General features: G+C 43.1%; 7 protein-coding genes. 4 read left to right on the top strand and 3 right to left on the bottom strand.

Translation table 11 applies throughout. From position 1 onward, the window contains the following. The 3 genes from B3D59_RS17160 to B3D59_RS17150 form a co-directional block, all read left to right on the top strand. Positions 1-625 (top strand): Druantia anti-phage system protein DruA (locus B3D59_RS17160; RefSeq protein WP_286822365.1); only part of this gene is annotated, 625 nt, incomplete at its 5' end. 56 nt (positions 626-681) lie between these two features. Further along, positions 682-1,335, top strand: a complete 654-nt coding sequence (locus tag B3D59_RS17155) for an alpha-amylase family glycosyl hydrolase (protein ID WP_286822364.1) — start codon at positions 682-684, stop codon at positions 1,333-1,335. A 114-nt stretch (positions 1,336-1,449) separates the two neighbouring features. After that, complete coding sequence (locus B3D59_RS17150; RefSeq protein ID WP_286822363.1) at positions 1,450-2,607, top strand: alpha-amylase family glycosyl hydrolase; 1,158 nt, start codon at positions 1,450-1,452, stop codon at positions 2,605-2,607. Positions 2,608-2,825: 218 nt separating this feature from the next. Here the strand turns inward: B3D59_RS17150 and B3D59_RS17145 are convergent, their stop codons facing one another. The 3 genes from B3D59_RS17145 to B3D59_RS17135 form a co-directional block, all read right to left on the bottom strand. Next, positions 2,826-3,563, bottom strand: coding sequence for an amino acid ABC transporter ATP-binding protein (locus B3D59_RS17145; protein ID WP_286822362.1), 738 nt, complete (start codon positions 3,561-3,563; stop codon positions 2,826-2,828). After that, the gene (locus B3D59_RS17140) at positions 3,556-4,350 is read right to left on the bottom strand and encodes an amino acid ABC transporter permease (RefSeq protein ID WP_286822361.1); all 795 of its coding nucleotides are present in this window, start codon (positions 4,348-4,350) and stop codon (positions 3,556-3,558) included. Before B3D59_RS17140 ends, B3D59_RS17145 begins: the two co-directional genes overlap by 8 nt. A 109-nt stretch (positions 4,351-4,459) precedes the next feature. After that, entirely contained in the window at positions 4,460-5,218 is a 759-nt protein-coding gene (locus tag B3D59_RS17135; protein WP_286822360.1) for a basic amino acid ABC transporter substrate-binding protein, read from the bottom strand. Between the two features lie 208 nt (positions 5,219-5,426). Here B3D59_RS17135 and B3D59_RS17130 point away from each other — a divergent pair. Next, on the top strand, positions 5,427-6,314 hold an 888-nt coding region (locus tag B3D59_RS17130), incomplete at its 3' end, for a DMT family transporter (RefSeq protein WP_286822359.1).

Raw genomic sequence — 6,314 nt, 5'->3', positions numbered from 1 at the left:
CATTAAATTAACTTCAGCTACGGATCCGCAAAGCCGGGTTGTCTGTCCGGTTCATCGTTTGCCGGAACTTAATTTGCAGATCGTTACCAAAGCAACATCTGCTTTGTGGAATGAATACATCGAAAGGTATCATTATCTTGGGCATAAGCCGTTGCCAGGTGCCCAACTTCGATATTTCATTACTGCCGGCGAACAGATCGTTGCCCTGGCAGGGTTCGGTGCAGCGGCATGGCAAACCGCACCAAGAGATCAGTTTATTGGATGGACTCATGATCAAAGAAAGGCAAATTTGCATTTGATTGTGAATAATGCCAGATTCCTTATTTTGCCATGGATTCAATCAAAAAATTTGGCATCCAAAGTTCTCTCATTAATCACACACCGACTCCCTGATGATTGGCACAGCAAGTATAATATCGGACCTGTCCTGCTTGAGACGTTTGTTCAAAAAGATCGTTTCGCAGGGACCTGTTATAAAGCCGCAAACTGGCAAATTGTTGGAGAAACTAAAGGGCGGGGTAAATTAGGTGCTCACCTAAAGAAAGGGACGGTGATTGTTCCCATCAAAGACGTTTGGGTTTATCCTCTGGACCAGAATTTTAGGACTTTACTCAAATCAACTTAAAAATGACTAACCCGAATATTTACTGTCATTGTAATCACCTATCAAAGGAGGCAAGTATGACTAATACGCATATTGAAAAAAGTCTGGCAGAAATCAATTGGAATACATTGAAACAAGGTAAAACTTACTATCCGTCTCCGGTTGCATGGGAAGACGAGGTACTCTATTTTCTCTTTGTCGATCGATTTTCCAATGGCAAAGAATTTGGGGGGTTTAACGATATAAATGGAAATCCGGTTCAAAAGTCCGCTTTAAGAACAACCCCTCTGTTCAATATCCGGAACGATGCCTGGAAAGCTGATCGGGAAACTTGGTTCAATGCCGGAAAAACCTGGTGCGGCGGAAATATCAAGGGAATTGAGGATAAACTCGGCTATTTGAAACGCATGGGGATAACGGCCTTATGGCTCAACCCCATATTTGAACAGCTTCCCCAAAGCGGAAGCTATCATGGCTACGGAACATTTAATTTCCTCAATATAGATCCCCGCTATGGCAGCAGAGAGGATCTCAAGGAGTTAGTTGAGGCAGCCCATGATAAGGGCATCAGGATCATACTCGATATCATCCTCAACCATGCCGGGGATATTTTTGCCTACAAAGGAGGAGACCGCTATTATTATTACCAGGGGCAGGTATGGCCTGTGGAAGGATATCGCAAAGATGGCGGCGGTTATCTTGATATGGCATCATCCCATGAATCTGAATAGCCGGGCTCAGCGGTCTGGCCCATAGAATTCCAGGATCAAAAGATTTGGACCCGTAAAGGCGAAATTAGATCCTGGGATGCTTTTCCGGAATACATTGAAGGCGATTTTTGTGAGTTGAAGGAGATCGAACATGGTTCGGCAATCAAGGACCCGACAATGGCCTGGGATCTGAAAAAACGAATCGATTCCTTTCAAGGCGCTCCGGGCTTCAACTACCTGTGTGATATCTATAAATTCTGGATCGGCTATGCCGATATTGACGGCTACCGGATCGACACAGTAAAACACATGGAACCCGGCGCGGTTCGTATATTCGCCAATGTAATTCACGAATATGCCCAATCACTGGGCAAGGAGAATTTTTACTTGATTGGTGAGGTGACTGGCGGACGATCCAACGCCTTCAATATTATCAATTATACAGGCCTCGACGCCGCACTGGGGATCAATGATATTCCTGACAAACTCGAAAACCTGGCAAAAGGAAAACGAAGCCCCGGCAACCCGGAAACCCTTGATCAGGAAGGATATTTCGATTTGTTCAGGAACAGTCTTCAGGACGACAAAAACACCCACCAGTGGTATGCCAAACACGTGGTAACCATGTTCGACGATCACGATCAGGTTGGCGTAGATCATAAATACCGGTTTTGCGGTGATTCGATGGAAAGTTATCAATTGCTCCGTCCGGCTCTCGGACTCAACCTTACCAGCATCGGTATCCCTTGTCTCTATTATGGCACCGAACAGGGATTCAACGGTGCGGATCAAAGAAAGGACGATAAAAACTTCAGTGACGTCTTTTTGCGGGAATGTATGTTTGGCGGTAACTTTGGTTCACTGCAAAGCACCGGCAAACACTTTTTCAATGAAACCCACGAAATATTTGCCTTTATCCAACGTGTCTGTGCAATACGCGGCAAAAAGGAAAACATCGCTTTACGTCGGGGAAGACAGTTCCTGCGTCAGGTTTCCCATACCGGCGTTGATTTCTTTTACCCGCAACCCATTAACAACGAGCTCAAATGGGTTGTCGCCTGGTCAAGAATTTTTTCCGAACAGGAGTTCGTGTGCGGAATAAATACAGATCCCAATAAAGATATTTCCGTGTGGATAACCATAGACAGCGCTATTCATGAGAAAAATACGACCCTGACATGTCTTTACTCGACTGATGCAGGCCAGATCGGAAGACAGATGCCGATTCACGCCAAGAATGGATTAGCTGTCCATATTAAAGTACCCAGGGCTGGTTTTTTCATTCTTAAATAAGATAAATCCACTACAAAAGCATGGGATAACTGCGCGTCCTCTTGGTGAAAAGAGCTTTATCACGGGCCTTGAAGGCAAACGGGTCGGGGTACTGAAAAAAAAGAAAGCCGGCCCCAAAGGAGTCAGACCCAGTGACCTTGGTGTCATGGACGTAATAATGTAATTTGTGGTATAAAAAAATTTCAATCAGGTTCTAACTTCTTTATTGCGTTCAGTTCTTATAAAATCTGGCTCAGGAACAGCTTGGCTCGGTCATTTTTAGTGTGATTAAAAAATTCATCCCGCGTTCCCTGTTCAACAATGGCTCCGTGATCCATGAAGATAATTCTGTCTGCAACTTCCCTTGCAAACCCCATTTCATGGGTAACAACAACCATTGTCATCCCTTCTTTGGCAAGCTTAATCATAACATCTAAAACTTCACCGATCATTTCAGGGTCAAGGGCTGAGGTCGGTTCATCAAAAAGCATTATTTTCGGTGTCATGGCAAGGGCTCTTGCAATGGCAACCCGCTGCTGCTGACCGCCGGAAAGTTTACCCGGATATTCACCTGCTTTGTCAAAAATACCCACCTTTTCAAGCAGTTTTGTTGAAATCGCGGTGGCTTCTTCACGGGTTCGTTTTCTGACAACAACCTGGGCAAGGTTCAGGTTGTCCATGACCGTTTTATGGGGGAAGACGTTAAAAGACTGGAAGACCATGCCGACTTCTTCACGAACCTTGTTGATATCGGTGGCTTTATCGTAAATATCAACACCATCAATGATAATTTTACCGGCATCAATGGTTTCGAGCTGGTTGATGGATCTTAAGAGTGTACTTTTACCGGAACCGCTGGGGCCTATGATAACAACTTTTTCACCATCATGAACGTCCAGTGAAACGCTGTCCAAAGCTTTTAGGGCGCCGTAAAATTTACTGACATTTTCTATGTGTACAAGGGCTTTGCTATTCATCGTCACTTATCTTATCCTCCATAATGCCCACAAGTTTTGACAGGATCAATGTGATTACAAGGTAGATAAGGGCTACCATTGTGTATGTTTCAAAATAATCAAATGATTCGGACGCAAATTCTCTGCCCCGCCTTAAAAGATCTGAAACGGCAAGGATTGAAACAAGAGAGGAATCCTTTAAAAGAGCGATAAATTCATTTCCGACAGGCGGCAGTATGGTTTTTACGGCCTGGGGAAGGATAACGTGCTTGGTTGTCTGTGACGAAGTCATCCCAAGGGATCTTGCTGCTTCTGTCTGGCCTTTTGGAATGGCATCGATACCGGCTCTGAAAATTTCCGCCATGTAGGCGCCGTAACAGATGGACATGGCAATGATTGCGCAAACTTCAGCAGGAAGTTGGACAAATTTTCCCAATGCAAAGTAGATGTAAAAGAGCTGAACCAGAAGCGGAATTCCTCTGATAATTTCAACATAAAGGGAAGCCATTCCGTTGATGAACCTATTTTTGGAGATTCTGCCAAGCCCTGCAATCAGACCAAATACCAGTGATAAAAAAATTGATGCGATGGTTACTTTGAACGTTACATAAATCCCATCCGGCAGAAATTTTAATATATCAAGATACGGATCAGGTTTAAAATAGACGAGCGCAACAATCATTGATATGGCACCGACAAAGGTCACCCGCCAAGCAGTAAACAACCCGATATCATCTTTTTTGGGAATTGCCCCACCGTCGGAAATTTCTATTTTTTTGGGTTTGTCAGTATTACCAGAGATTGGCATTTTTTCTTTCCTTGTCTAAATTGATAGCCATACCATGGCTATGGAACTTTTTACGACGTCAATAAAAAAACCTGATCCAAAAGGATCAGGCTTTATGGACTAAATCAAATTATTGCAGCCACTTTTCCTCAAGTTCCTTGTCGATACCTTTGGCCTGTACCGCCTTGATACCTTTGTTGATCAGATCAACAAGCTCTTTGTTTCCTTTTTTAACAACGATGCCGTAGTTTTCCTGCGTAAAAGGCTTTCCGACAATTTTAAATTGACCTTTATAACTTTCTTTCTGAAGTGCATAATTAGCAGCAATTGCCGTATCACAAACAACACCGTCAATTCTTCCTGCGGCCATATCTTCAAATGTAAGACCGATCTCATCATAAGATTTGAGCTCAACGCCTTGCACTTTTTTGATTTCCATGGCACCGGTTGTACCAATCTGAGCACCGACTGCTTTACCCTTAAGATCTGCAATGACTTTTGCAGAAGAGGCAACAGGCACAACAAGCACCTGACCTGCATTGACATAAGGCATTGAAAAATCCATTGCTTTTTTACGTTTGTCAGTGATCGTTACAGAAGAGATGATTGCATCGTATTTACCAACTTCTACGCCGGCAAAAATACCATCCCATGCAGTATTTTTGATAACGGCCTTGAATCCTGCTTCCTTGGCAACAGCATTCATATAATCAATATCGAAGCCTACAAGATTTTTATTTTCATCAATCATTTCCATTGGCGGCCAGGTTGCATCCGATGCAACGGTAATAACCCTTTGGGTTTTAGCTGCGAAAACGCTTCCGGGCATTGTCATCAAAAACCCGGAACCAATAGCGCACAGCACCGTAATTAATTTAAATAGTTTCATAAATACCCTCCTTCCATAAGTTAAATTCAAAATAAATCAAGCCCAAAAAATACGCATTAGACTTTTTGAAGTCAAACGAAAAAAAGATGCAGCGCTTTTTTGTTTGCCTTTGTTTTTAAATTATGGTTAATAATCCAGCCTGATTTTTGTTGGCGCTGGGCCAATTCCATAAGAAAAAAAATTTATATTATATTCAATGCGTTTTTGTATGATGCTTCAAAATAAAAAATTAAAAATTGCGGGTGCATATATTCTTCTGATTTTAACAACATTTTTCTGGGGTGTTACCTTTGTTGTTGTTCAAAATGCGGTTAACCAGGTAGACGTATTTGTTTTTCTTGCCCAAAGATTCATTGCGGCCTCATTTATTCTTCTGCTCCTGTGGCCGTTTCTAAAACGGCCCGTAGACGGCAAAACCCTTTTAAAGGGCAGCGTTTTAGGGGTCATGCTTTTTGGCGGCTTTGCGTTTCAAACGGTGGCACTTTTATACACTTCGGCATCAAATACGGCTTTTTTAACCGGACTGAATGTTGTTTTTGTCCCCCTTTTATCCGCCGTAATTTTTAAAAAAGCCATTTCTGGAAAATCTCTTGCCGGTGCCCTACTCGCATTTATCGGGCTTTATTTTTTATGTGCCACAGGAACAAGCTGCTCTTTTAACAAGGGTGATCTGCTGGGCCTTATCTGTTCGATCTGCATTGCTATTCACATTATATATACCGGGAAATATGCCCGGGAGTGTGATGTCTACTGGCTGACAACGATCCAGCTGGGTGTAATCGGTCTCCTGAGCCTGCTCATCACATATTTTACAGGACATGATGCACTCGTCTGGTATCCTGAAATCCGTGATGCCCTTATTCTCTGCGTGTTGTTTGCAACGATATTCGCATTTCTGGTTCAAACAGGTATGCAACAGTTTATCAGTGCGCCATCAACGGCTCTGATCTTCTGCCTTGAACCTGTTTTTGCAGCGGTTTGTGCTTATTTTTTGATTGACGAAAAGATTGGCGTAACCGGTCTGATCGGTGCGGGACTGATCCTTTTGGGGATGATTCTTTCTGAAATTAAGCTTAAAAAATTAATGGGTTGGGGG

It is taken from the genome of Desulfobacter sp. UBA2225, assembly GCF_002348205.1.
Taxonomy (GTDB): Bacteria; Desulfobacterota; Desulfobacteria; order Desulfobacterales; family Desulfobacteraceae; genus Desulfobacter; species Desulfobacter postgatei.
The sequence above is the reverse complement of the archived record's forward strand: the minus strand, read 5'-3'. Positions and strand labels throughout refer to the sequence as shown.